At 56.8% G+C, this 24,797-nt stretch carries 20 protein-coding genes; 15 read left to right on the plus strand and 5 right to left on the minus strand.

Annotation, left to right across the window (positions count from 1 at the left end; genetic code table 11):
- Window positions 1–110: 110 nt before the first annotated feature.
- The 7 genes from HRQ60_RS07540 (at window position 111) to HRQ60_RS07570 (ending at window position 8,177) form a co-directional block, all read left to right on the plus strand.
- Window positions 111–1,445 (plus strand): ABC transporter substrate-binding protein, encoded by a 1,335-nt coding sequence (locus HRQ60_RS07540; RefSeq protein ID WP_172195042.1) that lies wholly within the window; start codon window positions 111–113, stop codon window positions 1,443–1,445.
- Between the two features lie 193 nt (window positions 1,446–1,638).
- On the plus strand, window positions 1,639–2,520 hold the full coding sequence (locus HRQ60_RS07545) for a carbohydrate ABC transporter permease (protein WP_172195043.1): 882 nt from the start codon (window positions 1,639–1,641) through the stop codon (window positions 2,518–2,520).
- Window positions 2,521–2,652: 132 nt separating this feature from the next.
- Complete coding sequence (locus HRQ60_RS07550) at window positions 2,653–3,438, plus strand: carbohydrate ABC transporter permease (protein WP_246281221.1); 786 nt, start codon at window positions 2,653–2,655, stop codon at window positions 3,436–3,438.
- Window positions 3,439–3,582: 144 nt separating this feature from the next.
- Complete coding sequence (locus HRQ60_RS07555; protein WP_172195045.1) at window positions 3,583–4,602, plus strand: AraC family transcriptional regulator; 1,020 nt, start codon at window positions 3,583–3,585, stop codon at window positions 4,600–4,602.
- 201 nt (window positions 4,603–4,803) lie between these two features.
- Window positions 4,804–5,247: a DUF6376 family protein gene (locus tag HRQ60_RS07560; protein ID WP_172195046.1), complete on the plus strand. Its 444-nt coding sequence runs from the start codon at window positions 4,804–4,806 to the stop codon at window positions 5,245–5,247.
- A gap of 252 nt (window positions 5,248–5,499) precedes the next feature.
- The gene (locus HRQ60_RS07565; protein WP_172195047.1) at window positions 5,500–6,768 is read left to right on the plus strand and encodes an MFS transporter; all 1,269 of its coding nucleotides are present in this window, start codon (window positions 5,500–5,502) and stop codon (window positions 6,766–6,768) included.
- A 611-nt stretch (window positions 6,769–7,379) separates the two neighbouring features.
- Window positions 7,380–8,177 carry a formate/nitrite transporter family protein gene (locus HRQ60_RS07570; RefSeq protein WP_172195048.1) on the plus strand — a complete coding sequence of 266 codons (798 nt, stop codon included), beginning with the start codon at window positions 7,380–7,382 and terminating at the stop codon, window positions 8,175–8,177.
- A 143-nt stretch (window positions 8,178–8,320) separates the two neighbouring features.
- Here the strand turns inward: HRQ60_RS07570 and HRQ60_RS07575 are convergent, their stop codons facing one another.
- Entirely contained in the window at window positions 8,321–10,534 is a 2,214-nt protein-coding gene (locus HRQ60_RS07575) for a S8 family serine peptidase (protein WP_172195049.1), read from the minus strand.
- Between the two features lie 269 nt (window positions 10,535–10,803).
- On the opposite strand from HRQ60_RS07575, the gene iolE reads away from it, so the two are divergent.
- Both iolE and iolG read left to right on the plus strand, forming a co-directional pair.
- Complete coding sequence (gene iolE / locus HRQ60_RS07580; protein WP_172195050.1) at window positions 10,804–11,697, plus strand: myo-inosose-2 dehydratase; 894 nt, start codon at window positions 10,804–10,806, stop codon at window positions 11,695–11,697.
- 26 nt (window positions 11,698–11,723) lie between these two features.
- Window positions 11,724–12,755 (plus strand): bifunctional inositol 2-dehydrogenase/D-chiro-inositol 1-dehydrogenase, encoded by a 1,032-nt coding sequence (gene iolG, locus HRQ60_RS07585; protein WP_172195051.1) that lies wholly within the window; start codon window positions 11,724–11,726, stop codon window positions 12,753–12,755.
- A gap of 207 nt (window positions 12,756–12,962) precedes the next feature.
- Here iolG and HRQ60_RS07590 read toward each other — a convergent pair whose 3' ends face one another.
- Entirely contained in the window at window positions 12,963–13,712 is a 750-nt protein-coding gene (locus tag HRQ60_RS07590; protein ID WP_172195052.1) for a DeoR/GlpR family DNA-binding transcription regulator, read from the minus strand.
- 332 nt (window positions 13,713–14,044) lie between these two features.
- Here HRQ60_RS07590 and iolA point away from each other — a divergent pair, with 332 nt between their 5' ends.
- From iolA to iolD, 4 genes are all read left to right on the plus strand, one after another.
- Window positions 14,045–15,520 carry a methylmalonate-semialdehyde dehydrogenase gene (gene iolA, locus HRQ60_RS07595; RefSeq protein ID WP_172195053.1) on the plus strand — a complete coding sequence of 492 codons (1,476 nt, stop codon included), beginning with the start codon at window positions 14,045–14,047 and terminating at the stop codon, window positions 15,518–15,520.
- Window positions 15,521–15,598: 78 nt separating this feature from the next.
- Window positions 15,599–16,417 carry a 5-deoxy-glucuronate isomerase gene (iolB, locus tag HRQ60_RS07600; protein ID WP_172195054.1) on the plus strand — a complete coding sequence of 273 codons (819 nt, stop codon included), beginning with the start codon at window positions 15,599–15,601 and terminating at the stop codon, window positions 16,415–16,417.
- 71 nt (window positions 16,418–16,488) lie between these two features.
- Complete coding sequence (gene iolC / locus HRQ60_RS07605; protein ID WP_172195055.1) at window positions 16,489–17,478, plus strand: 5-dehydro-2-deoxygluconokinase; 990 nt, start codon at window positions 16,489–16,491, stop codon at window positions 17,476–17,478.
- 83 nt (window positions 17,479–17,561) lie between these two features.
- Window positions 17,562–19,475 carry a 3D-(3,5/4)-trihydroxycyclohexane-1,2-dione acylhydrolase (decyclizing) gene (gene iolD / locus HRQ60_RS07610; RefSeq protein WP_172195056.1) on the plus strand — a complete coding sequence of 638 codons (1,914 nt, stop codon included), beginning with the start codon at window positions 17,562–17,564 and terminating at the stop codon, window positions 19,473–19,475.
- Window positions 19,476–20,134: 659 nt separating this feature from the next.
- Here the strand turns inward: iolD and HRQ60_RS07615 are convergent.
- On the minus strand, window positions 20,135–20,887 hold the full coding sequence (locus HRQ60_RS07615; protein ID WP_172195057.1) for a DeoR/GlpR family DNA-binding transcription regulator: 753 nt from the start codon (window positions 20,885–20,887) through the stop codon (window positions 20,135–20,137).
- A gap of 233 nt (window positions 20,888–21,120) precedes the next feature.
- On the opposite strand from HRQ60_RS07615, the gene HRQ60_RS07620 reads away from it, so the two are divergent.
- Entirely contained in the window at window positions 21,121–22,224 is a 1,104-nt protein-coding gene (locus tag HRQ60_RS07620; RefSeq protein ID WP_172195058.1) for a leucine-rich repeat domain-containing protein, read from the plus strand.
- A gap of 565 nt (window positions 22,225–22,789) precedes the next feature.
- Here HRQ60_RS07620 and HRQ60_RS07625 read toward each other — a convergent pair.
- Entirely contained in the window at window positions 22,790–23,146 is a 357-nt protein-coding gene (locus HRQ60_RS07625; RefSeq protein ID WP_172195111.1) for an MGMT family protein, read from the minus strand.
- A gap of 166 nt (window positions 23,147–23,312) precedes the next feature.
- The gene (ytxJ, locus tag HRQ60_RS07630) at window positions 23,313–23,672 is read right to left on the minus strand and encodes a bacillithiol system redox-active protein YtxJ (RefSeq protein ID WP_172195059.1); all 360 of its coding nucleotides are present in this window, start codon (window positions 23,670–23,672) and stop codon (window positions 23,313–23,315) included.
- Window positions 23,673–23,898: 226 nt separating this feature from the next.
- Between ytxJ and HRQ60_RS07635 the strand changes: the two genes are divergently transcribed.
- Window positions 23,899–24,786, plus strand: a complete 888-nt coding sequence (locus HRQ60_RS07635; RefSeq protein ID WP_172195060.1) for an S-layer homology domain-containing protein — start codon at window positions 23,899–23,901, stop codon at window positions 24,784–24,786.
- Window positions 24,787–24,797 lie beyond the last annotated feature (11 nt).

A 24,797-nucleotide genomic window follows, 5' to 3' on the forward strand; every position in this document is an offset into this window, starting at 1 on the left:
CACAGATTTCTTCCGCCCGAAACGTGGATTTGTCACTAAAAAAGGAAGCGCTTCCCTGATACATTGAAAAGGAAAGCGGCAACCACTTCGAGTCCAGGGAGGTCGAGAAAATGAAGGGTATGGCGAAAAAAGGATGGGGCGCCGCGGCAGCGGGCATACTGCTGGCGTCGCTGCTCGGAGGTTGTGTCGGTATGGGATCCGGACAGCAGGCGGCAGGAGCGGGCGGTCAGACGGAGAAAGCAGCCGACGGGCCGGTCAAACTGACGATGTGGGGCGGCGTGCCGGCGGAGAACGGGCCGCAGCAGGTGGTGGACGACTGGAATGCGCAGAACCCGGAGATCCAGGTGGAGTATGTGCGCTATGTGAATGACGACGACGGCAATCTCAAGCTCGATACGGCGCTCTCCACAGGGCAGAACGTCGATTTGTTCGTGAATTACGCCATGTCCAATCTGGACAAACGGATCAAATCCGGCGTAGCGCTCGATATGGCCGAATTCCCGGATTACGATATCGACAAGATGATCGGAGAGGAAGCGGCCGCCTGGAAGATCGAAGGCAAGTATTACGGTCTGCCGACGAGCAAGAACACGACGTTTTTCGCTCTGAACGCGGATGCGCTCGAGCAGGCCGGCCTGCCGGTTCCGCAGCAGTGGACGTGGGACGAAGCGCGCGAATACGCACGCAAACTCAAAGAGTCGGGCTTCAAATACGGATTGGTCCAGCATACCGCGTCGTTCTCCGATCCGCTGGATTCGGTTATGGTGACGGACGGCTATACCAAAAAAGACGGAACGTCGAACATGGATGATCCGCTTGCGATCCGGTGGCTGGAGACGCTGAACGCCATGATGAGCGAAGATGCTTCCAGTCCGCCGCTCGGCGAGCAGCTGACTTCCAAAATGCCGGTAGAGAACATGTTCCTCGGCGGCGAGGCCGCGATGCTGAATATCGGCGGATGGCTGCTGCGCAGCTCGAACAATATGGACGAGTTCCCGCGGGACTTCAAGATCGCTTTTGCTCCGGTGCCCCGGCTTGTGGATGACGAAGCGGATTATGTAACCAGCGGCGGCGTGGGCGATTTTATCTCGATCAATGCCAAGTCGGCGCACACGCAAGAAGCCTGGAAGTTCCTTCAGTGGTACGCCGACGGAGGCATGATGCCGATGGCGCCGGGCGGCCGCCTTCCGGCTTCCAGCGCCGCGGATCCAAGCGAAGCGCTGAAGCGCCTGCTCGGCGAGCATGCGGATACGTACGACAAAGCTTCGCTGGAATACGTGCTGTTCGACAGCAAGATCCCGACCTTTACCCGCGAGCTGTCGCAGGAGATGGTCGATATGCGCGCCCAGGAATACGAGAAATATTTCCTCGGCGATCAGACGGCGGAGCAGGCGGCGGCGAACATGGTCAACAAACACAACGAATGGCTGAGCCAAAACAAGTAATCGGCCCGGCAGCTTTGGTCCACATGTTCAAGCGGCGATGGAACGAATCCATGCGCCGCTTTTTTGTGGGACGAACTTGGTTTTGGCGCCGAATTGAGTGTTTTTGTCGCATGAATTCCGGGGTTCTGTTCCTTCCGGGCCGACGTCTCGAACCGTATGCTGGAGGAAGAACACAAGCGGAGGAGTGAGCGAGATGGGCAAATCATGGCTGAAACGCCAGAGTCTGCTGGGATACGCGTTTATCGGACCGAATATGCTGGGCGTGCTGTTGTTTTTTATTCTGCCGGCCGTTTATTCGTTTTACCTGATGTTTACCGACTACACCTTTATGAATCCGGCGATCTCTTTCGTTGGCTTCGCCAATATCGAGCGGATGCTGGGGGACGAGCAGTTCTACACGGCGCTGCGCAATACGCTGATCTTCCTGCTGTCGGTGCCGGTCTCGATCCTGCTGGCTTTTCTGGTGGCGGCGGCGCTCAACAAAGCGGTCTATTGGAAAAAGACGCTGCGCGCCCTGTATTTCATGCCGTATATCACGAGCGGCGTAGCGGTTGCCTTTGTATGGATGCTGCTGTTTCAACCTACTTCGGGTCCGATCAACGGCTTTCTGCGTTCGATCGGGATCGACCATCCGCCGGGCTGGCTGTCCGCGACGGAAAGCGCCATGTTTGCGATCGATATCATCTGGATCTGGTTCATGCTCGGCTACAACATGATTATCTATCTGGCTGCGCTGCAGGAAATTCCCGAAGAACTGGTGGAAGCCGCGCGGATCGACGGAGCCCGTCCCTGGGCGATCCTGCACCGGGTCATCTGGCCGCTTGTCAGTCCGACGACGTTCCTGCTGCTCGTCACCGGGCTGATCATGTCGATCAAGACATTCGGTATCATTCAGGCGATCACCCAGGGCGGACCGGGCGACAGTACGACCGTCTTGTCGCTGTTCATTTACCAGAACGCTTTCCGCTATTACGAGATGGGCTATGCTTCCGCGATTTCCTGGGCGCTGTTCGCGATCATTCTGGTGTTCACCGTGCTCCAATGGATCGGACAGAAGCGCTGGGTTCACTATTAAAAGGAGGCTGATCGTATGGAAAACGTCAAAATCGATTCGGCCGGCCCGGTGCCAAGCCGCTCGGACGAAGCCAAGCGCCGCGTCCGCCAAGATAGCGGAATCAAGCCGGGGCGCGTCCTGCTGACCCTGCTGATGTCGGGATTCGCCCTGCTGATGATTATGCCTTTCGTCTGGATGATCGGCACTTCGTTCAAGTCGCCGGCCGAAGTGTTCGTCTACCCGGTCAAATGGATTCCGACCATCCTGAACTGGGAACATCATATCCGGGTCTGGACAGGTCCCGCAGGCTTCGCCACCTACTATCTCAACTCGCTGAAAATTTCGCTGATCAGCACAGTCGGAGCGGTGTTCCTCTCGTCCCTTGCCGCCTACGGCTTTGCCCGAATCAAGTTCAAAGGCCGCGAGCCGCTGTTTCTGCTGTATCTGTCGATGATGATGGTTCCGCCGCAGGTGCTGTTCGTGCCGAAATTCATCCTGTTCGATGCGATCGGCATTTACAATACGCACCTTGCGCTGATTCTGCCCGGCATGTTTACGATCTTCGGCGTATTCATGATGCGGCAGTTCTTTCTCTCGGTGCCGGGCGAGATTACCGAAGCGGCGTTTATCGACGGAGCGGGGCATTTTCGGATCTTCTTCCGGCTGATGCTGCCGCTCGCCAAGCCTGCGCTTGCGACGCTCGCCATCATCGATTTCTCCTGGCACTGGAACGATTACGAGAATGCGCTGGTCTTCCTGCTCGACCGCAATCTGTTTACGGTCCCGTTGGGGCTCCAGAATTTCATTCTCGAGAACACCGTGGATTACAACGGAATGATGGCGGCGGCGACAGCCGGGATTGTGCCTATGCTGCTTGTCTTCGTGATCGGGCAGCGCTACATCATTCAGGGTGTGGCGGGAAGCTCAGTCAAGGGGTGACCCAATCCTCCCTGCCGCAAAAGGAAATCTGAACGCCGTAACAGCCCAACGCCGAAGCTGACGCTTTCGGCGTTTTTTGTTAGGATAGAAGCTGTAAGGGAGCCCGGCACGCAGCGGGACAAGGCCGAAAGAGAGAACGGGAACATGAACGAGAGAGCGCAGCCTCATCAACCGAACAGTCAAACAAACCGGACAAGCGAACGGGAACCGCGCAGCGTCCTGCCGGAACCGGCGGACAGCCTGCAGCTGGTCAACCGGGGGATTCCGGGCGGGACCGAGACGCTAGGGACGATCGAACGCGTGCTGGAAGAAGTGGAACGCCGTCTGGCGGACAAAATCGTACTCGACGAACTGGCGGAGCATGCCTACTTGTCGAAGTTCCATCTGCACCGCTTGATGCGCGCGGCCACAGGGCTTCCGCTGATGGAATATATTCGGACCCGCAAGCTGTCGGCCAGCGCGCATGCCCTATTGGAAGCGGGAGAAGGCCGAACGGTGCTGGATACGGCGCTGGCGTACGGTTTCGATCACGAACAGTCGTATATCCGCGCGTTCAAACGGCAGTTCGGCGTGACGCCCGCCCAGTTTCGCCGGGGCACCGAAGAGATCCGGCTGGTGGAGCGCTTCGATCCGTCGGTACTCAAGGAAATCCGCCAAGGCATCGTATTTGAGCCGACGTTCGTCATGAAGCCGCGCAGTTTGTATGCCGGACGCAAAGCGAATATTCCGATCGCGGAAAATTTCGAGCGTTATACGGCGAATGCGCACGGCGTAAACTTTTTCTACGGAGAGTATGCGAAGATTCCGAATAAAGTGAAGCCCGGCGTCTATATCGGACTGACGCTGTATCCGCCGGAGTGCAGCCCGAAAACGACGGATTATCTGACGTCCGCCGAAGTGTATTCGCTGGAAGGCCTCGCGCCGGAGTGGGACACCGCCGAGATTCCGGCCGGCAAATACGCGGTATTCAAATATATCGGCCGTTTTCATCCGGAGCATCTGACCATCTTGCAGCTGAACGAGATCTGGAATTACATGGACGAATGGATTCTGAACTCGCCGTACGAGCAGGCTCACGGCCATCACTTCGAATATATCGATATTGCGCTGGCACGTGCCGATTACTGCGAAGCGGACTTGTATGTGCCGATCCGGGACCTCTAAGCCGCAGGCGGGAAGCGGCTGGCATTAGGCGGATTCGGCACGGGTAAATGAAGGATTCGACATTTTTCTCATCGATTTCTAATGTGCGGAACTGAAACCTCATCCGGTCATGCGGAGTATGTAACGCAAACAGACGCGAATCCCCGCCGCCGCTGCGCGGCGAGGCGGAAAGGTTCGCGCAACGAGGAGAGTGCATGCACCATGAAGAAGATCATCTTGGCCCTGACCCTGTTCGCCGTTCCGCTTGCGGGCTGCTCGGCCGTCGAAGAAGTGAACCGTTCCGTCGGCTATACGAGCGACGCCGTCGCTTATATCAACGATGCGTCGCAGTGGGCGCAGGATATTCCGCAGCTGGCGCAGAATGCGGTCAACGATCCGCAGGCCCAGGAGAAATTGTCGCAGGAGCTGGATCAGGTGCAGCAGAGTATCGCCGATTTCGGCAAGACTGAGGTACCGGGATTTGCGCAGGGACTGCATGAACAGCTCACCGGCTATAACGCCAGCCTGAATACGCAGGTGGACGAACTGCAGCAGCGGATCGAAGCGGGCGAGTTCACGCCGGAACTGCTGCAGAATTCCGAAGTGATGCAGACCATCCAGAATATCCAGGGATTGATGGATCAATTCCAGCAGTTGGGGCAGTAACATCCGGCCGGGTTCCGCGATAGGCGGAATCCGGTTTTTGCGTATGCGTTTTGTTATGAAAGGTTTTTTTGCAAGTCATAAAGTTTATTGCGGTATTTTCTTGAAAACCCCTGTACGAGTCATTTATTTTCGGTATAATCTTTCATGTAAACCGTTTTCGTAATCGGAAAGCCTAACGCCTAGCGGATCAAGCGGCCAAGCCGCTTCCGCCTAACGCGTGTACGGATACAGGGAAGGAGGATTGAATACCGTTTGAAAAAGCTCGTCTGGATGGGCAGCCTGTTCTATCTGCTCATGGGATTCATCAAAGTTACCGTCGCTTCGATCATCACCGTCCTGCTGCCGCTCTACGATCGCGTCTATACGGACGCGGGCGCACTGATTTTTATCGAATTCGGCGCTTCGATCTTCGGTATGCTGATCCAGCCGTGGCTGGCGAACCGCATGTCCAAAAAAGCGATGCTGCATATCGGCGCATGGGGCGTGGCGGCTTCCTACCTGATGATCGCGTTCCTGCCGTCTTGGCCGCTTCTGCTCGCCGGATTCGCCGCCGCCGGATTCCTCGGAGGCATTATCGAATCGGTGATTGCGGCCGTCATCTTGGAAGGACTGCAGTCCAATGCGGCGATTGCCATGAGCCGCCTCGAAGTCGCTTTCGGCGTCGGCTCGCTGCTGCTGCCGCTGACTATCGGCATGCTGATCGTCGGCGGGTTGTGGAATTACGCCTTGTTCGGCATTGCGGCTTACTGCGTCTTCTTGTCCGTGTTCCTGCGCTTCACCCGCTTCGGCGACGCGGAACCTCTGTTCCGGCCGGCACATCAGAACGAAGTGCCCAACGCGGTTCCGGCCGGTGCCGCTTCATCCGGCCCGGTCGGGGCGGTCGTGGCCGCCGCGGCGACCAACCATCCGTCGGCACGCCTCAAGCGGGTTCTGCGCTCGCCGGGTGCGCTGATGCTTCCGGCTTTCGTTCTGCTGTTCTTCTTCTACGGCGCTACGGATATCGGACTGGTCAATTACCTGCCTTCGCTGATGCTGGAGACGGGCATGGCCGACGCCGCAACCGCCCCGATCAGTGTGACCGTGTTCTGGGGAGCGATGATCGCAGGGCGGATGTTCGCGGGTTACGAAGCCGAGAAACTGGGCTACCGCAAATATCTGTTTATCCATTGGGGCGGCATGATCGTGCTGCTGTCGCTGTTTGCGCTCAACCGCAGCGCGGCGGTCGGCTACGTCTTGATCGTCCTGCTCGGCCTGACGCTGTCCGGATTGTATGTCGTGACGCTTGTGTATGCCAAGACGCTGATGCCGCGCAATATCGCGCGCAATACCAGCATTCTGATGGCGGGCTGCGCCGTCGGCGGCGGATTGTTCTCCGTTACGGCCGGCCGCATGCTCGACGCGCTGCCGCCGTCCTACGTGCAGTGGACGATGGCGGGAATCGCGCTGCTGAGTCTGCTGGTCTACGTGTTCTACGCCAAGGAACGCCGGGCGGAGGCGGCTTCGGAACTGGCGCAGGCTTAATCCGGCGTGTGCCGCAGTGATCGTACGGATTGCGTTTCAAACGAACGCGCATCAAGCCGTTTTGTCTTTCGGGACAAGGCGGCTTTTTTGCTGCCGGCGTATTTCTTATAATGAACAGAGAGACCTGAGTCGGAAAGGGGTGCTTGAGCATATGGATTATTATTTTCTGGAATCGCAGTATCCCCGCAGCGGATTTATCAGCGGGGGTACGAACGCTCGGACTACGGACGCAAAGCGGTGATCGCCGCTTCCGTGCATCAGACGTCCCGTAAGCCGGTTAAATTCCTTTTCAAACTTGTTCTTGATCCCAAGAAAATTGGCGGACACGAATTTTTCCTGCTGGATCATGTCAATACGTTAAAATTGATCATCTCCGGCGACTTGTACGAGCTATCCCGAAAGCACAAGTTGAACCTGCGTGTGAGCCCAATATAAATTTATACTACTAAAATTCAAAATAATTCGTCATCCCCATACCCCTCGCTGCCGCTCTGCGTTACAATGAGGGAATGATTCAAAGGCAAACGGACGTGTTAAGCATAAAACAATCGCATCCGCGGAACTTTTTCCCGGTCCGTACCTACAAAATTCAGGCGATAGCGGAGGTCGACATGGAAACAGAAGCTCTTAGAAACGTAGAGTTATTGGCACTCAAAAAGCACAAGATTTACAAGCAAAGCGTCGTCCGCTATATCCTGCGCTCTATTCTGGCCAGTATGTTTATCGGCTTCGGCGTTATCGTGGCTTTCCGCGCGGGCAGCTTCTTCTACCTGGTGGAGTCGCCGATGGCTTATCCGATGGCGGCGATCGCGTTCGGGGCGGCAATCATTCTGATCTCGTACGGAGGCGGCGACCTGTTTACGGGCAATACGTTCTATTACACGTACGCCGCGCTGCGCAAAAAGATGAAATGGACCGAAGTCTTCAAGCTGTGGGGCATGAGCTATGCGGGCAACCTGATGGGAGCAGCACTGTTCGCGGGATTCATTTTCCTGACGGGGCTGTTCGCTTCGCCGGATATCAACGCCTTCCTGCTCAACGTCGTTCAGCACAAGATGGAAGCGCCGACGAGCCAGCTGTTCTTCCGCGCGATTTTGTGTAACTGGCTCGTCTGTATGGCGTTCTTCGTGCCGATGTTCATGAAAGAAAACGGAGCGAAAATGTTCGCGATGATGCTGTTCGTCTTCTGCTTCTTCATCTCGGGCTACGAGCACAGTATCGCCAACATGTGTACATTCGCGATCGCGCTTGTCGTCGAGCATCCGGCCGAAATCTCCATGGCGGGCGTCGTGCACAATCTGGTTCCGGTGACGCTCGGCAATCTGGTCGGCGGCGCCGGACTGATGGGCTTCATGTACTTCTACGTCAACAAGCCTTTCCTGAACGAAGAAGATGCGGGCAAGCACTGATTACAGTCTGTCTGTGAAATGGATGTACGGAAATACAGCACGCAAAAAAACGACAGGCCGGTTAACCGGTCTGTCGTTTTGTTTTTCAGACCAAAATGCGGCTGGACCAAGCCGGAATCTTCTAGTTTGAAGCCCTGCGAACGTTATTTCAAGCCGCCTGTGCTGCTTTCAGTCAGATTTTTAACGAATTGAAGAGCTTCCGCCCGGGTGAGCGTCCGGCTTCCGTTAAACGAAGCGACCGTCTTCTCGGTTTTGCTGCTGCCTTTGGCAATGCCTACAGACAGAACATAACGGATTGCCTCGTTGCCCGTAAGGCTTGAGCCATTGGCCGCTGCCAGCATTTCAACGACTTGAACACGCATCAGATTCTGGCTGCGGGCCGTTTTGGACGTATAGCCTTTAAGCGGCAGATTCAACTGCTTGGCACGCTCATAGTACGTATTCGACCATGTTCCTGCCGCGGCGTTTTTAATTTGGGGTTCGAACGCGCGAATCAGGATCGCAAGGAATTCGGCTTCGGTTACGGTCGCGTTTGGTTTGAGTTGGCCGCTGCCATACCCTTTGACCAGACCGCGTTCATAAGCCCAAGCGACTGTCTCACGGCCCCAGAATGTCGGAGCGACATCGGTGAAAGGCAGAGCGACAGGGGCTTTGACCGTTGTCGCCGGAGCAGGGGTTACGATTGGTTTGGTCGGAACCGCGGCCGGAGCCGACACGACTGGAGCAGGTGCTACGCCACCGTCACCACCACCACCCGAAGGAATCTGTGCGCTGCCTCCCGAAGGGGCCGGCGTCACGGTGACAGGAGCTTGAACAACGGCAGGTGGAGCATCCGGAGTCGGAACGGGTTCACTCAAGGTCGGTTGAACCGGAGTCTGAGCTATTTCGTTTTCAGCCGGAAGAAGTTGTGTTCTTCCGGAAACGGTAACGCCCAACGATTCGTTGCCAGCGGTATCCACTGTGGTGAGACGGAACTGATAAGCGGTATCGGGAGTCAGGTTTGTCGCTTGATAAGTGACGCCTGTTACAGTAGTCGGCTGGATCGAAGATCCGTTATATACGCGAACTTCTTTGAAATCGTAATCGGCAGGAAGCGTCCAGCCCAGTGTCAGGCTATCCGAAGTGGAGGAGATAACGTCTGCGCCGCTTACTTCATTCGTTGCCTTCGTATCAGTTGTCGACTTAAACGTCACGAAACCTTCTCCAAACAAGCGATCGCGGCCAGAATCTCCGAGATCCACCGTGTAATCTTTCAACAGTTGGCGCAGAACGTCAGGAGAGGCGGAAGGGTTTTTCTCCTTGAGCAGAGCCAGTTCGCCGGCGATATGGGGAGCCGCTTGCGAAGTCCCGCTCATTCCGCGATAAGAATAACCGAGAGCAGCCGGATACGTCGATGCGATCGCCACGCCGGGAGCGGAAAAGTCTACTCGCGGTCCGGCCGACGAGAAGGCTGCATGATCCAAATTCGGGTCAACTGCGGCTACCGAAATAACACTCTCATATTTGGCCGGATAGTTGACCGTATCTTCATTGATGTTCGAAGCCGTTCCGCTGTTGCCGGCGGAAGCGACGACCACGATCCCTTTATTGTAGGCTTTATCGACCATATCGTGCAGAGCTTTCGAATCATCGGGAGTACCGAGCGAGAGGTTGATGATATTCATATCGTTCTGGATTGCCCAGTCCAAGCCTTCCAGCACATCTTGGAGCGTACCGGTGCCGCCCGAATCCAATACTTTAACGCCGTAGAGAGAAATGCCGGGAGCAACACCAGTGACCAGGCCTTTTCCGCTGTCGGCTGCGATAATGCCGGCAACATGCGTGCCGTGGCCGTTATCGTCCGCGTAGTCAGAGTTTGTGCCGGGTCCGACGGAGGACATGCCGCCTGCGATCTTCAACTCCGGATGAGGAGAAATACCGGAATCGATAACGGCGACCTTGACGCCCTGCCCGGTAAAGCCCTGCTGCCACATCATATTAGGGGCAACGGCTTGATAGTTCCAACGCGACTGTTCATCGAAGTTTGCGGAAGGAGTTGTACTCATTTCTTCAACGTTGGTCGTCCGAAACGAAATATTGCGTTCGATATAGGCGATATCCGGATTCTGCGCGAGATCTTGGAGTTCTTCCGGACTGACGGCGGCCGACACGGCGGGAACCGTCTCGAATTCGTGCCGGATTTCTTCGCTTTGTTCGAGGGCGGCGTCTTTGCCGTCTTCGTTTTTATAGACAATCACGACTTCCTGATCGGGGCCGTCTGCGGCAAAAGCCGTTGGAGTCGACGGTGTACCCGACGGAGCCAGTAAAGGCAGAACGAGCAGGGAAGACAGCGCGACAGACAGATGCTTTTTATTCATGGATGAGGTTCCTCCCTAATCTTGGATAGATAAGCGGTTATGCCGCCGGTCGGCGTGCACGTCCGCAAGTTGAGCTATCTCTACGTATCGGCACGCAATCCCGATGAGCTTAGAGGAGATTAGGATTTGAGGCAAAAATGTAGCAGATTGCAGAAAGGAGTTGACTGAAAGCGCTTTTAACCGTACTGTATAATCACATATGACCAAAAGTTAATCAATACATCACAGAATCATTCGAAACATTCAACCTATCGCAAAGGGGAAAGGTTATGAACGAACAACATATCGCCTGGGGAATCGCGCCGATCGGCTGGCGTAACGATGACATGCCGGAGATTGGCGCGGGCAATACGCTGCAGCATCTGCTGAGCGATATTGTCGTAGCGGGCTTCGAGGGAACCGAAGTCGGCGGATTTTTCCCGGAAGCCCGCCTGTTGAACCGGGAATTGGAACTTCGCAAACTCCGGATCGCCGGTCAATGGTTCAGCAGCTACCTGCTGCGCGACGGTCTGGAACGCGTGATCGGTCCGTTTCGCGAGCAGTGCGCTTACCTGCAAGAAGTCCAAGCCGACGTGATCGTGGTTTCCGAGCAGACGGGAAGTATCCAGGGAACGGGGCATAACGTTTTTGCGGAAAAGCCTGTGTTTGACGAGGAAGAATGGGTTCGGCTGTGCGCAGGATTGGAGACGCTTGGGGAAATTGCCGGGGAATACGGACTTCGCCTCGTGTATCACCACCATATGGGAACAGGCGTACAGACGGCGGCCGAAGTCGATCGGCTGATGGAAGGAACCGATGCTTCCAAGGTTGCACTGCTGTATGATACCGGCCATATTTTCGTATCGGACGGTGACTATATGGAGCTGCTGCGCAGACAGATCGGGCGGATCGGCCATGTTCATTTCAAGGATGCGCGCCGGGACGTGCTCGACGACTGCCGCCAGGAAGGCCGATCGTTCATGCAGTCGTTCCTGAGCGGTATGTTTACGGTGCCCGGCGACGGCTGTATCGACTTCAGAGAAGTCTACGCCGAACTGATCGCAAGCGGGTACCGGGGCTGGATCGTGATCGAGGCCGAGCAGGATCCCGAGGTGGCGCACCCGCTGGAGTATGCTTTGATTGCCCGCCGTTATATCGACGAACATCTGCTGACGCAGTCTTGACCAACGAACGCGAGGAGGAACAAAGGATGGTATTGAAGATCGGAGTTATCGGAACGGGCGCAATCGGCAGAGACCATATTTGGCGTATCGCGTCCAATTTGTCGGGAGGACAAATTACGGCGGTCACGGACGTAAACCGGGAAGCGGCGGAAGCGGCCGCGCAGAGCTTCGGATTGAACGCCTCGGTGTACGCGGACGACCATTCGCTGCTGGCCGAAGGCGATGTCGACGCGGTGCTGGTCACGAGCTGGGGCCCGGCACACGAAGGCAGCGTGCTGGCCGCGATCGAAGCGGGCAAGTACGTCTTTTGCGAAAAACCGCTGGCGACGACCGCCGAAGGCTGCCGCCGGATCGTCGATGCAGAGATCCGGCATGGCAAACGGCTCGTGCAGGTCGGCTTCATGCGTCGTTACGACAGCGGATACGTCCAGCTCAAGCAGGCGATCGACGAGCGCTTGATCGGCGAACCGCTGATGATCCGCTGCGCGCACCGCAACCCCGAATCGTCTCCGACCTATACGACCGATATGGCGATTACGGATACGCTGATCCACGAGATCGACGTTCTTCGCTGGCTGATTGCCGACGACTACAAATCCGTTCAGGTGTCTTATCCGAGAAAAACGCGCCATGCGCTCAGCCATATGCGCGATCCCCAGGTCGTGATGATCGAGACGCAGGGCGGAGTCCTGATTACGGCGGAGATCTTCGTCAACTGCCGCTACGGCTACGATATCCAGTGCGAAGTCATCGGGGAAGACGGGATCGTCAAGCTGCCCGAGCCTTCATCGATCTCTTTCCGCAAGGAAGCGACTTACGGCACCCGGATCCTGATGGACTGGAAAGACCGCTTCATCGAAGCGTACGACCGCGAAATTCAGGATTTCATCGATTCGGTCGGCCGCGGCATGCTGCAGGGACCGACCGCCTGGGACGGATATGTAGCGGCCGTTACGGCGGATGCCTGCGTCAAAGCCCAGGAGAGCGGCGAGCGCGAAGAGATCGTGTTCGATACGAAGCCTGCGCTGTATGAGGAGAGAACGCTGAGCCAAGCCTGAGCCAGGGGCAGCTGTCTGCCTGATCCGGCAGGGAACGCTGCGCGGCGCGGCGCCGGATACGCCGCTGCAGCGTTTCCCGGGAAATAAGCCGTACATACCAAAACGTTCCGATTTCCCGTTGGGGAGAATCGGAACGTTTTTTTGTTTTTGGCGAAGTCGGAATAGAAGGCGGCGTCTGTTCCTGTAGAAGAGGCAGACGCCATGGATTCACGCCTGCCGCAGCGCGATTCCATAGGTCCGGCAGTAATCCGCATACTCCGGAGGCAGTTCCCGGGAAGTGACGAGAACGTCGAGATCCGGAAAGTCGGCGTACGTCAGCAGGGTCGAACGGCCGAATTTGCTGGAATCCGCCAACAGAATCAGCTGCTCCGCCCGGCCGGCGACCGATTTCTTGATTTCGTGTTCCAGCAGATCGGAATTGGTCAGCCCGTGCACCAGATTGACGCCGGTAGCGGACATGAATGCTTTGTTGACGTTGTATTTCTCAAGCGTCCGCAGATCGTCCACGCCGACAAAAGACCGTGTACTGCGTTTGTAGGTGCTCCCTACGACCAGCAGATGGACATTCGGCATGGCCGAAGCGCCGTTGATGACATCCAGGCTGTTGGTCAGGATCGTCAGATGCTTGTCGGGATCCAGAAAATCGATCAGATTGCGCGTGGTAGTACCGGAATCGATAAAGATCAAATCGTTCTCTTCCACATACTCCGCGGCCAGGCGTCCGATCTCCGCTTTCTCGGTCCGGTATTCGATGTTCCGGTTTTCGAACGAAATGAGCTTTTCGGCCGAGACGACGCCTCCATAGACTTTTTCGATCGAGCCGCTTTGCAGAATTTGATTGATATCGCGGCGGATCGTGTTTTTGGATACGTCGAAGACGAGGCACAATTCGTCCAGCGTTACGTTTTTGCGGTCATGAATATAGTGTTCGATCTCCTGAAGCCGTCGGACTTTCATAGGCATTCTCCTGTACGGTTGATACGCAAAATTATAAATAATGTCCAAAACATAATCAATAGTTAATTAAAAAAGAACAAAATCTGTTTTTATCGTATAAATTCGAGTGCGTATTTGAAATGATAACGGATACAATATAAACTAAGCAGGAAGAAAAGAGGCCGCGATCTTTGCAAAAATAGGTTGAATCCCGGGTTTGAAGCGCTTATTTAGACTTGACGGGCATGTTTGGTTTGGATATCATACAAATATAATCAAAACATGACCAAAAGTGACAGCGGTTTTGGCGAACAGCGTTGCGCGCCGGACACGACTGCGAGAGGAGCCACACCATGTCCACCACCCCGACTGCCGCAAGAAAGCTCAAGAACTATATTGGCGGCCAATGGATCGAGAGCCGGACGACCCAATATGAAGACGTTTACAATCCGGCTACCAAAGAAGTGATCTGCCGGGTACCCCTGTCCACGAGAGCGGATACGGATCATGCGGCGGAAGTCGCGCAGGCGGCTTTTGAAAAGTGGAAAAAGGTGCCCGTTCCCCGGCGCGCCCGCATCCTCTTCAACTACCAGCAGCTGCTGAGCCAACACAAAGACGAACTGGCCCGGCTGATCACGCTCGAGAACGGCAAAAGCCTGAGCGAAGCGAGCGGCGAAGTACAGCGCGGCATCGAGAACGTCGAATTCGCGGCCGGCACGCCTTCGCTGATGATGGGCGATTCGCTCGCGACCATCGCGACGGATGTCGAAGCGGCGAACTACCGGTATCCGCTCGGCGTGGTCGGCGGCATTGCCCCGTTCAACTTCCCGATGATGGTGCCGTGCTGGATGTTCCCGATGGCGATCTCGCTCGGCAACGCGTTTATCCTCAAGCCGTCCGAGCGCACGCCGCTGCTGACGGAGAGACTGGCCGAGCTGTTTACCGAAGCGGGCCTGCCGGACGGCGTGTTCAATATCGTGTACGGCGCGCATGACGTGGTCAACGGCATTCTGGAGCATCCCGAGATCAAGGCGATCTCGTTCGTCGGGTCCAAGCCGGTCGGCGAATACGTGTTCAAAAAAGGCAGCGAGAACCTCAAGCGCGTCCAGGCGCTCACCGGAGCGAAGAACCATACGATCGTGCTGAACGATGCCCATATCGAAGACACGATCACGAACGTCGTCTCCGCGGCGTTCGGCTCGGCGGGCGAACGCTGCATGGCGTGCGCGGTACTGACCGTCGAAGAAGGCATCGCGGACGAGTTCATCGCTCGGCTCAAAGAGAAGACGCTTGGCGTCACAATGGGCAACGGATTGGACGACGGGGTGTTCCTCGGCCCGGTCATCCGCGAAGAGAACAAGACGCGCACCCTGTCCTATATCGAAAAAGGACTCGAAGAAGGCGCGACGCTGCTGACCGACGGACGGGAGCGGATGTCGGACGACGGCTACTTTATCGGACCGACGATCTTCGAAGGCGTAACGCCGGACATGACGATCTGGAAAGACGAGATTTTTGCGCCGGTTCTGTCCGTGATCCGCGTCAAAAACCTCAAGGAAGCGATCGAGATCGCCAACAAATCGGAATTCGCCAACGGCGCCTGCCTGTTCACCGGCAATGCGCACGCGATCCGCTACTTCCGCGAAAATATCGACGCCGGCATGCTCGGGATCAATCTCGGCGTCCCTGCCCCGATGGCGTTCTTCCCATTCTCGGGCTGGAAATCTTCGTTCTACGGCACGCTGCACGCCAACGGCAAAGACAGCGTCGATTTCTATACCCGCAAAAAAGTCGTGACGGCGCGTTACACGGAACCGACTTTCGAATAAACGAACAGATAAAACAGATCTATTAAACATACAAACCGTTGAATCCGCAGCAAGATCGCGGGAAAAGGAGGCCTGCACGTGGTCAGTCATTTACAGCGCAAACCGCTTAACGAACAGCGCGGGGAAGCGAAGATCATCCAGGAAGTGATGAAAAAGGATTCCGGCCTAGCGTACGTCGGTTTCCGATTGATCGGACTCGAACCGGGCGCGGCGTACGAAGAGACGCTCGCCGGCGACGAATGCTGCATCGTAGCGCTGACCGGACGGATTACGGTGACCGAAGGGGAACATGTTTTTGCGGATATCGGCACCCGGGAGAGTGTGTTCGAACGCAAACCGACCGACAGCGTGTTCGTGTCCGGAGGCAAGACGATTCGTGTGGAAGCCGCGACAGCGGCGCAGGTAGCGCTGTGCTACTCGCCGTCGCTGCATCCGCTGCCGACCAAGCTTATCGCGGCTCGGGACGTCGGGAGCGAGCAGCGCGGCAAATACCAGAACCGGCGCATGGTACACAATATTTTGCCGGATTCCGATCCTTCGGCCAGCAGCCTGCTCGTCGTCGAAGTGTATACGGAGAGCGGGAATTTCTCCAGCTATCCGCCGCACAAGCACGACCGCGACAATCTGCCGGACGAATCGTTCCTGGAAGAAACGTATTACCACGAACTCGATCCGCAGCAGGGCTTCGTGTTCCAGCGCGTGTACACGGACGACCGCAGCCTGGACGAGACGATGGCGGTGGAACACGGCGACGTCGTGATCGTGCCGGCCGGCTACCATCCGGTGGGCGTGCCCGACGGGTATGCGTCCTACTACCTGAATGTAATGGCCGGACCGACGCGCGTGTGGAAATTCCACAATGACCCGGACCATGCCTGGATTCTGGACCGCGACTGATGCGGCGCACGAACAGCGAACAAGCAATAACCCAGAGCGAATAAGCGATAAGCCAAAGGGGCTGTGAACCAATGACCAGTGAAGCAAGCGGCAGCAAGTTCGACCTGATCGCGATCGGGCGGGCGTGCATCGACCTGAACGCGACCGAATACAACCGCCCGATGGAAGAGACGATGACGTTTACCAAATATGTCGGCGGCTCTCCCGCGAATATCGCGATCGGCTCGGCCAAGCTCGGCCTCCGGGCCGGCTTCGTCGGCAAGATCGCGGACGACCAGCACGGACGCTTTATCCGCGGCTATATGGAGCGGGCGGGCATCGACGTGTCGGGCCTGACCGTCGATACCGAAGGACATAAGACGGGGCTCGCTTTTACCGAGATTAAAAGTCCCGACGAATGCAGCATTCTCATGTACCGCGACGACGTAGCCGATCTGTACCTGAGACCGGACGAAGTGGACGAAGATTATATCCGGCGCGCCGGCATGCTGGTCGTGTCCGGCACGGCGCTGGCGCAGAGTCCGTCGCGCGAAGCGGTGCTCACGGCGGTGCAGGCAGCCAAAAAGCACGGCGTGAAGATCGTGTTCGAGCTCGATTACCGGCCGTACACGTGGAAGACGCCGGAAGAGACGGCCGTCTATTATTCGCTCGTCGCCGAGCAGGCCCATATCGTGATCGGCACGCGCGACGAATACGATATCATGGAGAACGCCGTCGTCGGCGGCGCCAACGAAGCCACGACGGCGAATCTGTTCAAGCACGCGCCGGAGATCGTCGTGATCAAGCACGGCGTCGAAGGTTCGTACGCGTATACGCGCGAAGGCGGCACGTTCCGGGCGCACGCCTACCGGACGCAGGTGCTCAAGACGTTCGGCGCGGGCGATTCGTACGCTTCGGCGTTCCTGTACGCGCTGATCCGCGGCAAAGACCTGGAGACGGCGCTCCGCTACGGCAGCGCTTCGGCTTCCATCGTCGTCAGCCGGCATAGCTCGTCGGACGCGATGCCTGCCGTCGAAGAGATCGAAGCGCTGATCGCGGGGCAGCCTGTGCCGCACGCCTGACGCACACGTTCCGACAGGCGGCTCCTTCTCTGAGCGGAAGGCGCCGCTTGTTTCCAATCCAAGAAGCAAAGGTGGATATCCCTATGGGCCAGACCGTTCGATTGACGACAGCGCAGGCGCTGATCAAATTTCTGAACCAGCAGTATATTTCTTTCGACGGGGAAGAGACGCCGTTCGTCGAAGGCGTGTTTACCGTGTTCGGGCACGGCAACGTGCTCGGGATCGGCCAGGCGTTGGAGCAGGACCCCGGCCATCTGAAAGTGTTCCAGGGCAAAAACGAGCAGGGCATGGCGCATTCCGCGATCGCCTACGCCAAAGAAAAGCTGCGCCGCAGCATCTACGCCGTGACCGCGTCTTCCGGCCCCGGTTCGGCCAACCTGGTTACGGCGGCCGCGACGGCGCTCGCCAACAACCTGCCCGTGCTGCTGCTGCCGGCGGACACGTTCGCTTCGCGCCAGCCCGATCCGGTGCTGCAGCAGTTCGAGCAGGAATACAGCTTCGCCGTCACGACCAACGACGCGCTGAAGCCGGTATCCCGCTACTGGGACCGGATCACGCGCCCCGAGCAGCTGATGAGCAGCCTGCTGCGGGCGTTCGAAGTGCTGACCGATCCGGCCCGCAGCGGTCCGGCGACGATCTGCATCTGCCAGGACACCGAAGGAGAAGCGTTCGATTACGACGAAGGCTTTTTCCGCAAAAGAGTGCATTACATGGACCGCCTCCAGCCGAGCGAACGCGAACTGGACGCGGCGGCGCAGTTGATCCGGGCCAGCCGCAAGCCGCTGCTGCTCGTCGGCGGCGGCGCGAAATATTCCGGCTCCCGCGAAGAGCTGATCGCGTTCTCGCAGGCGTACAACATTCCGCTCGTCGAGACGCATGCCGGCAAATCGACGGTCGAGTACACCTTCGCCAACCATCTCGGCGGCACGGGCGTGCTCGGAACGTCGGCCGCCAACGCCGCGGCGCGCGAAGCGGATCTCGTGATCGGCATCGGCACCCGGTACACGGACTTTACGACCTCGTCCAAAACGGCGTTCGACTTCGACAAGACGTCGTTCCTGAACATCAACGTCAGCCGGATGCAGACGTACAAGCTGGAAGGGCTGTCTGTCGTCGCGGACGCCAAAGCATCGATCGCGGCGCTGCACGAACGGCTCGGCGGCTACGAGAGCGAGTTCGGCACGCGCATCGCGGAACTGAAGGCCGCGTGGGACGCCGAACGGAATCGCCTGGGCGGCATCTCGTTCGAGCGCGAAGGCTTCGATCCGGAGATCAAAGGCCATTTCGCCCAGGAGACGCTGAACGAATACGCCGACGCGCTCGGCACGGAACTTGCGCAGACGACCGCGCTGATCGCGATCAACGAAGCGGTGAGCCCGGACAGCATCGTGATCTCGTCGGCCGGCTCTCTGCCCGGCGATCTGCAGCGGCTGTGGAATGTGAAGGTGCCGAATACGTACCATCTGGAATACGGGTATTCGTGCATGGGCTACGAAGTGGCCGGCGCGCTCGGCGCGCGTCTGGCCAAGCCGGACCGCGAAGTGTACGCGATCGTCGGCGACGGCAGCTTCCTCATGCTGCATTCCGAGCTGGTGACGGCGCTTCAGACCGGCAACAAGATCAATATTATGCTGTTCGACAACTCCGGCTTCGGCTGCATTAACAACTTGCAGATGGGCAACGGCGGCGGCAGCTTCCAGTGCGAATTCCGCGACCACCGGGGCGCGATCATGAACATCGATTATGCCAAAATCGCCGAAGGTTACGGAGCCAAAGTCTACCGCGCGAACACGGCCGAAGAAGTGCAAGCCGCGATCGAAGACGCCAAACGTCAGGACGTCTCGACGCTGATCGAGATGAAAGTGCTGCCCAAGACGATGAGCGAAGGTTACGACAACTGGTGGAACGTCGGCGTCGCCGAAGTATCGGGCAGCGAAGCCGTCCAGGCCGCGTACGCGCGCCGGGCGGAGATGCTCAAGACGGCGAAGCAGTATTGAGGGGTGGGAGTTGGCGGTTTGAAGGGGTGAGCTTGGAGCGCCGAGTGGAGTGGGGCGCTTGAGGCGAAATGTTGACTTTTCGACCACATTTCAGGCGGGAAAAGACCGAATCGGCGAAAAAGTGATCCTTTTGATCACATTTTTCGACGTTTTTGCCGGAATGAGTGTCTTTTAAGCAAAAAAGTGATCATATAGGCAGCATTTTCGGCAGTAGAGCCGTTTTGACGTGAAAATGTGAGCGAAATGATCACATTTAGCTCGGTTTAGCTCGGTTTAGCTCGGCCTATGCCGCACTCGCTCGCAAAGTCGGGCTGCGCTGCGGCAATCGGGCCGGTCCATGCAAAAAGAAGCCTCTGCGTGAAGGATACTCCTTCCGCAGAGGCTTTTTGGCGTATGCATAAGTACAACATTAACTTTTTTCAGTAACTCTGCCGTACCTCACATCCGACCGGCACCGGAAGACGGCCAGCCGGACCGGAAGCAGAAAACTGCCCGAATCGGCTCGATTTTCCCTGTACCACATTCGTCCCAATCTTCAATGGTTTCTCGTGTATCGGATTCGCCCGAACCCGCACGATTTTCCTCGGTACCGCATTCGCCCGAACCCGCATCGCTTTCCCTCGCTCCGATTTTCCCCGCACCGGATTCGACTCTCCTGTTCAAGGCGTTACGATCTGCACCTGGTGTTCCCGCGCATACTGCATGTAAGCTTCGCTCGGCACGCTGTTCGTCACGAGCACGTCGATGTCGCTCAGCATGCAGAACGTGGTCAGCGCGTACTTATCGAATTTGCTGTCGTCGATCAGGAGGAACACGTTCAGGCTTTTCTGGACCACGGTCGCTTTGAGATCCGTCTCCAGCGGCGAGGAATTGGTCACGCCGTTCGTGAGCGAGACGCCGGTGGAGGCGACGAACGCTTTGGTGATATTGTATTTTTTGAGCAGTTCGATGCTCTGGAAGCCGACGAACGAGTCTGTTTTGCGCTCGAACATGCCGCCTGTGGAGAAGATCGTCAGTCCCGGATACGGCTTGGCCTGATGGATAAAATCGAAATTGTTGGTGACGACGGTGAGCTGTTTGTGGCTGATGTAAGGCAGCAGTTCGAGCGTCGTCGTGCCGGAATCGACAAAGATCACGTCGCCGTCCTCGACATGCTGCGCGGCCAGCCGGCCGATCTCCTGCTTTTTGGTCAAGTTGCGGTCTTTGCGTTCGTCGAATACGACCAGCGTGGAATGGTTGACCGACACGCCTCCGTACACTTTGCGGAACAAACCGGCGTCCACCAGGTCTTTGACGTCCCGGCGGATCGTATTCATCGATACGCCGAAGTGCTGCACCAGCTCTTCGAGCGAGACGGATTCATGTTCAAATACGTATTCCTTGATTTGGTTGAGGCGCTGCGATTTGATCATCTATAGGTCTCCTAGGTCGAAATTTTATAAAGTGTTGGTGAAGTTCATTATCTTTTATTGTATAGGCAAAAGCGCAAAACCAAAAGGAATCCCGGTGAAATTGTTGACGTTTCCCGTCGACGGATGTGCGGCTGGAACTTTTTTTGCCGAATTCGTAACTTGCTGGTTGGAGCGGGCGTTTGTCCATATAATTGGTCCATATCATAGATAGCTAAAAGGAGGCGAAGGCATCGATGCTGATCTACAACGATCCCAAAGGCGAAGCTTACCGCAAGTTGATCGATTATATGAGCGCCCGCGCCGCTACGTTTTCGCTCAAAGGACCGCGTATTACGAAGGTGAGGCACCCGGAAGATCCCCCGCTGCCGGAATGGCCGATCCTGGAGCAAATCCAACCTTACTTCGCACACGAAGAAGTCTATCACTGCGAGAACGGCTACGAAGACGACGAGGGCATCTATCAGGACTGCTCGTACGACGATTTGTTCTGGCATTACCGGTGCTGCCCGGAAACGGCCGACTTTTTGAAGGCGACGACTTCGCATCTGTTCGGGTGGATTCATCCGGAGCTGCCGGAAGATTTGTGCTTTTGGGACGACGACGGGAACTGTCTGATACACAGCATGTCACATGAAGATACGGCCGGCATGGATGCGACACCCGAAGAAGCCGAACGATTGTATCGCGAAATTCCGGGCGTGTTCCTGATTCCGCATACGCCTTTTCGAGATCCGCTCCAAATGCTTGAATTGACCCGGCATCATCGTTACGATCTGCTGGAATTGATGGGGCCGGGAGCGGCCGAGGCACTGGAGCGAGTCGGCGAGCTCCCGTGGCTGCGGACTCTCGAGGTGCATGACGAGACACTGGAACATCTGCCGGACGCCCTGTTCGAGGTTGAGCGGCTTCGAAGCCTGATCTTATGCATGCGCAATTTGAACAGCATCCCCGCGGGTATCGGCCGTTTGCGCAATTTGCGCGGGCTGGAAATTTCTAACGTGCCTCTGCTGCCACACAGCGCCCGAAGCCACAGATCGACAGCGGGTCCCGAAGGTTGGAAGCTGCTGCCCAAAGAACAATTGTCGCTGACGTCGCTCCCGCCCGAGATTGGCCAGTTGAAGCGTCTGCGGTCGTTAAGTATCCATTATACGGGGCTGCGGGAACTGCCGGAGGAATTTGCGGATCTGCGCAATCTGCGCACATTGAATCTGTCGGACAATCTGCTGATCGACGAACAACCGGAGCTGCTGCGCAGCATGCCGAAGCTGAAGTCCGTATATACGGTGCGCGACAGCGGAATCTACAGCGGACCGTACAGCTCGCATTATTTTGACTAAAAAGGAGCCGCCCATGAACCCGGCAAGTGGAACAAGCGGTGCAGTAGGTCATGTAAGCCGAATAGCTTGAAAAAAAGCGGTCATGCAAAAAGGAGCAAGTGAGGGGGATGACATCTGATGCGGGAGATCGCCGCCGCATATTCTAACGGAACGTAGAGACGCTAAGAGCGCGATGTTCAGGTTCTTGGATTTTTAACGGATCGTATGTCCGTTAGATCCATTTTTATACGGAAAAAAAGCGGTTTTCTTTCCTTTCTTATCGCTAAGCGTCCGCTCGTTCCGTTAAAATTTCGGAGCACGCCAAAAAAAGCTTCTAACGGCAGGACGATCCGTTAGAGCCTGGCGGAGCTGAACAAAAAGACTCAACCCCAAGCAAAGATTCCGTTGAAGCGGGTCAAGTCGGGCTTTTCGGATGTTCGCTTTCGAGCCATGGAGAGGTTTTATCTGGGCTTGCTGGATCGGCCTTACAGGACCTAAATAGCAGTACAGCTTATCGGAAACTGAAGCAAAAGCGGAACCTGTCCGCCTGATACCGGGCTGCATCGCTCTTACTACCGCCAGCCGATTAGCGGTTTTGGTGATCGTGGCTTTCGCTTTTATCTTCGTGTTCCTTCCCGCCCGCCTCATGCCGATACCGGTTCAGATCGATCCGGCCGCCTAGGCCGAATTCGATGCCTTCGGCTTCCAGCCGAAGCTGCTGCTCGCTCCCGCCGCCGTCTTCGTCCAGCGCGATTTCGCCGCGGATATTGACGACTCTGTGCCAGGGGAGGGAATATTTGCGGCTAAGCGTATGCAGAATGCGCACAACCTGCCGCGCTCCGCGCGGACTGCCGGCAGCGGCGGCGGCCTGACCGTAGCTCATGACCTTTCCTTCGGGAATGGCGCGGATCACTTCGACTACGGCCCGGGTGAACGGAGCCAGGGCCGCGAGGTCATCCTCGGCGGAAACGCCGCTTTGTTCGTCGGCTTCCCCCGATGCTTCGGCCGCCGCCAGATCGCTCAGAAACGCCGCGTCGAATTCCGCGCGGAGCTTGTCTTTATCGTTCATCTCCGACATTCCTTTCCTTGTTCCTCTACGCTTTCGCCTCTCAACCTTTGGCAATCTGCGCATTCACCTGCTGTTCGATCCGCTCATACGTGATGTCCCAGTGCGAAGCATGCCATAACACTTTTCCGCTCTGGATCAGCAGGAACTGCGGCGATTCGTGCTTGATCCCGAGCTTTTCTTCGATGTCGTTCGAGACGGGGCGCGATTCGATCACTTTGACCAGCGCGCAGACAATCGGACGCTTGGGTTTGCGGGTATAGACTTTGAACTCTTTGAACGCCGCACCGCTGATCGGACAGGCTGTACTGTGCTTGAGCAGGGCAATGGCCTGTTCGTGCGACTGTGCAAGCAGCGCTTCCCATTGTTCGATCGCATCGATCTCCAGGTAATTCGGTTTCATGGCGGTAGTGCTCCTCTGCTGCGTGGTTTTGCCGTTTGCGCGGATGATCGGTCGAGGCAAACGGCCTGCTTCTTCATTATACCCATTTTGCCGTCTGAAGAAGGTCTTCGGGGAGAGCGGAGTGATTTTATAGGAAAAGTATAGAAAATTCGCCGACGAACTCTGCCCGGAATGATATGATAGCGAAAGAAAACGTTCAAGAAACGAATCGCCGGGGGGAATCATCATGCGAAGCCATACTCGAACCCGTATTCTGGCCTTTTTTGTCGCGGCCGGGATGCTGCTGGGTGCAGTGCCGGGCTATGCTTTTTCGGATATTACCGATGACAAACAGGCTTCTATCATTCAATCGCTGCAAGACAAGGGCTTGATCCAGGGGGTAACCGCCGACAAGTTCGCTCCGAATGCCAAGCTGACGAACGCGCAGGCCGTGCAGCTGATCGTGGATGCGATCGGACTGGACGCCGCCAAAAAGAAAACGGACGCGCCTTCGTGGTTCGTATCCGTGCCGCAAAATGCCTGGTACGCCCCGGCGTTAAAAACGGCGCTGGAGCGCGGAGTTACGGTCGACGGGACCTGGAATGCGAACGCCAATCCGACGCGCCAGCAGTTCGCCAAACTGCTGTATCTCGGCCTGCTGCAAAAAGGCAATTACGCCAAAGTCAGCAAATACACATCGATCACGGATGCCAAACAAATTGCGTCCAAGAACCGCGTCGCCGTCGAATACCTGCTGATGACCAAGGTCGCTTCGCTCGACAGCAAGAAGAATTTCCGGCCTACGGCTGCCATCACCCGGATGGAAGCGGCGGAGATGATCTATTACGCCGAGCGTATGGTCAACAAAAGCTACGCTTCTTCCGGTACGGCTACGGTGACCTACAAAGTGGAGAATGTCGATGCCGACTTTAACAAAGTCACGCTGACGCGCACCAATCTGCCGGGAACCGGCTATGGACTCAAGGTTCGCCGGATCGACTTCGTCTCGGATACGGAAGCCGTCATTGTGTACGAAGCAACCTCGCCCAATGCAGGCAGCGCCAATATTGTCTATTCGGCGTCGGCGGTCGTCTATGTGCCGGTTGTGTACGACATAACGGTTCAAGCGCAGTAGAGCAGCGGCGC

Origin of the sequence: Saccharibacillus qingshengii, from assembly GCF_013185195.1 — a bacterium.
Taxonomy (GTDB): Bacteria; Bacillota; Bacilli; order Paenibacillales; family Paenibacillaceae; genus Saccharibacillus; species Saccharibacillus qingshengii.

Bases quoted from the DNA above. Each gene is read 5' to 3' on its own strand.
- HRQ60_RS07540 (WP_172195042.1), top strand. From the start codon at position 111: ATGAAGGGTATGGCGAAAAAAGGATGGGGCGCCGCGGCAGCGGGCATA.
- HRQ60_RS07545 (WP_172195043.1), top strand. From the start codon at position 1,639: ATGGGCAAATCATGGCTGAAACGCCAGAGTCTGCTGGGATACGCGTTT.
- HRQ60_RS07550 (WP_246281221.1), top strand. From the start codon at position 2,653: ATGTCGGGATTCGCCCTGCTGATGATTATGCCTTTCGTCTGGATGATC.
- HRQ60_RS07555 (WP_172195045.1), top strand. From the start codon at position 3,583: ATGAACGAGAGAGCGCAGCCTCATCAACCGAACAGTCAAACAAACCGG.
- HRQ60_RS07560 (WP_172195046.1), top strand. From the start codon at position 4,804: ATGAAGAAGATCATCTTGGCCCTGACCCTGTTCGCCGTTCCGCTTGCG.
- HRQ60_RS07570 (WP_172195048.1), top strand. From the start codon at position 7,380: ATGGAAACAGAAGCTCTTAGAAACGTAGAGTTATTGGCACTCAAAAAG.
- HRQ60_RS07575 (WP_172195049.1), bottom strand. From the start codon at position 10,534: ATGAATAAAAAGCATCTGTCTGTCGCGCTGTCTTCCCTGCTCGTTCTG.
- iolE (WP_172195050.1), top strand. From the start codon at position 10,804: ATGAACGAACAACATATCGCCTGGGGAATCGCGCCGATCGGCTGGCGT.
- iolG (WP_172195051.1), top strand. From the start codon at position 11,724: ATGGTATTGAAGATCGGAGTTATCGGAACGGGCGCAATCGGCAGAGAC.
- HRQ60_RS07590 (WP_172195052.1), bottom strand. From the start codon at position 13,712: ATGAAAGTCCGACGGCTTCAGGAGATCGAACACTATATTCATGACCGC.
- iolA (WP_172195053.1), top strand. From the start codon at position 14,045: ATGTCCACCACCCCGACTGCCGCAAGAAAGCTCAAGAACTATATTGGC.
- iolC (WP_172195055.1), top strand. From the start codon at position 16,489: ATGACCAGTGAAGCAAGCGGCAGCAAGTTCGACCTGATCGCGATCGGG.
- iolD (WP_172195056.1), top strand. From the start codon at position 17,562: ATGGGCCAGACCGTTCGATTGACGACAGCGCAGGCGCTGATCAAATTT.
- HRQ60_RS07615 (WP_172195057.1), bottom strand. From the start codon at position 20,887: ATGATCAAATCGCAGCGCCTCAACCAAATCAAGGAATACGTATTTGAA.
- HRQ60_RS07620 (WP_172195058.1), top strand. From the start codon at position 21,121: ATGCTGATCTACAACGATCCCAAAGGCGAAGCTTACCGCAAGTTGATC.
- ytxJ (WP_172195059.1), bottom strand. From the start codon at position 23,672: ATGAAACCGAATTACCTGGAGATCGATGCGATCGAACAATGGGAAGCG.
- HRQ60_RS07635 (WP_172195060.1), top strand. From the start codon at position 23,899: ATGCGAAGCCATACTCGAACCCGTATTCTGGCCTTTTTTGTCGCGGCC.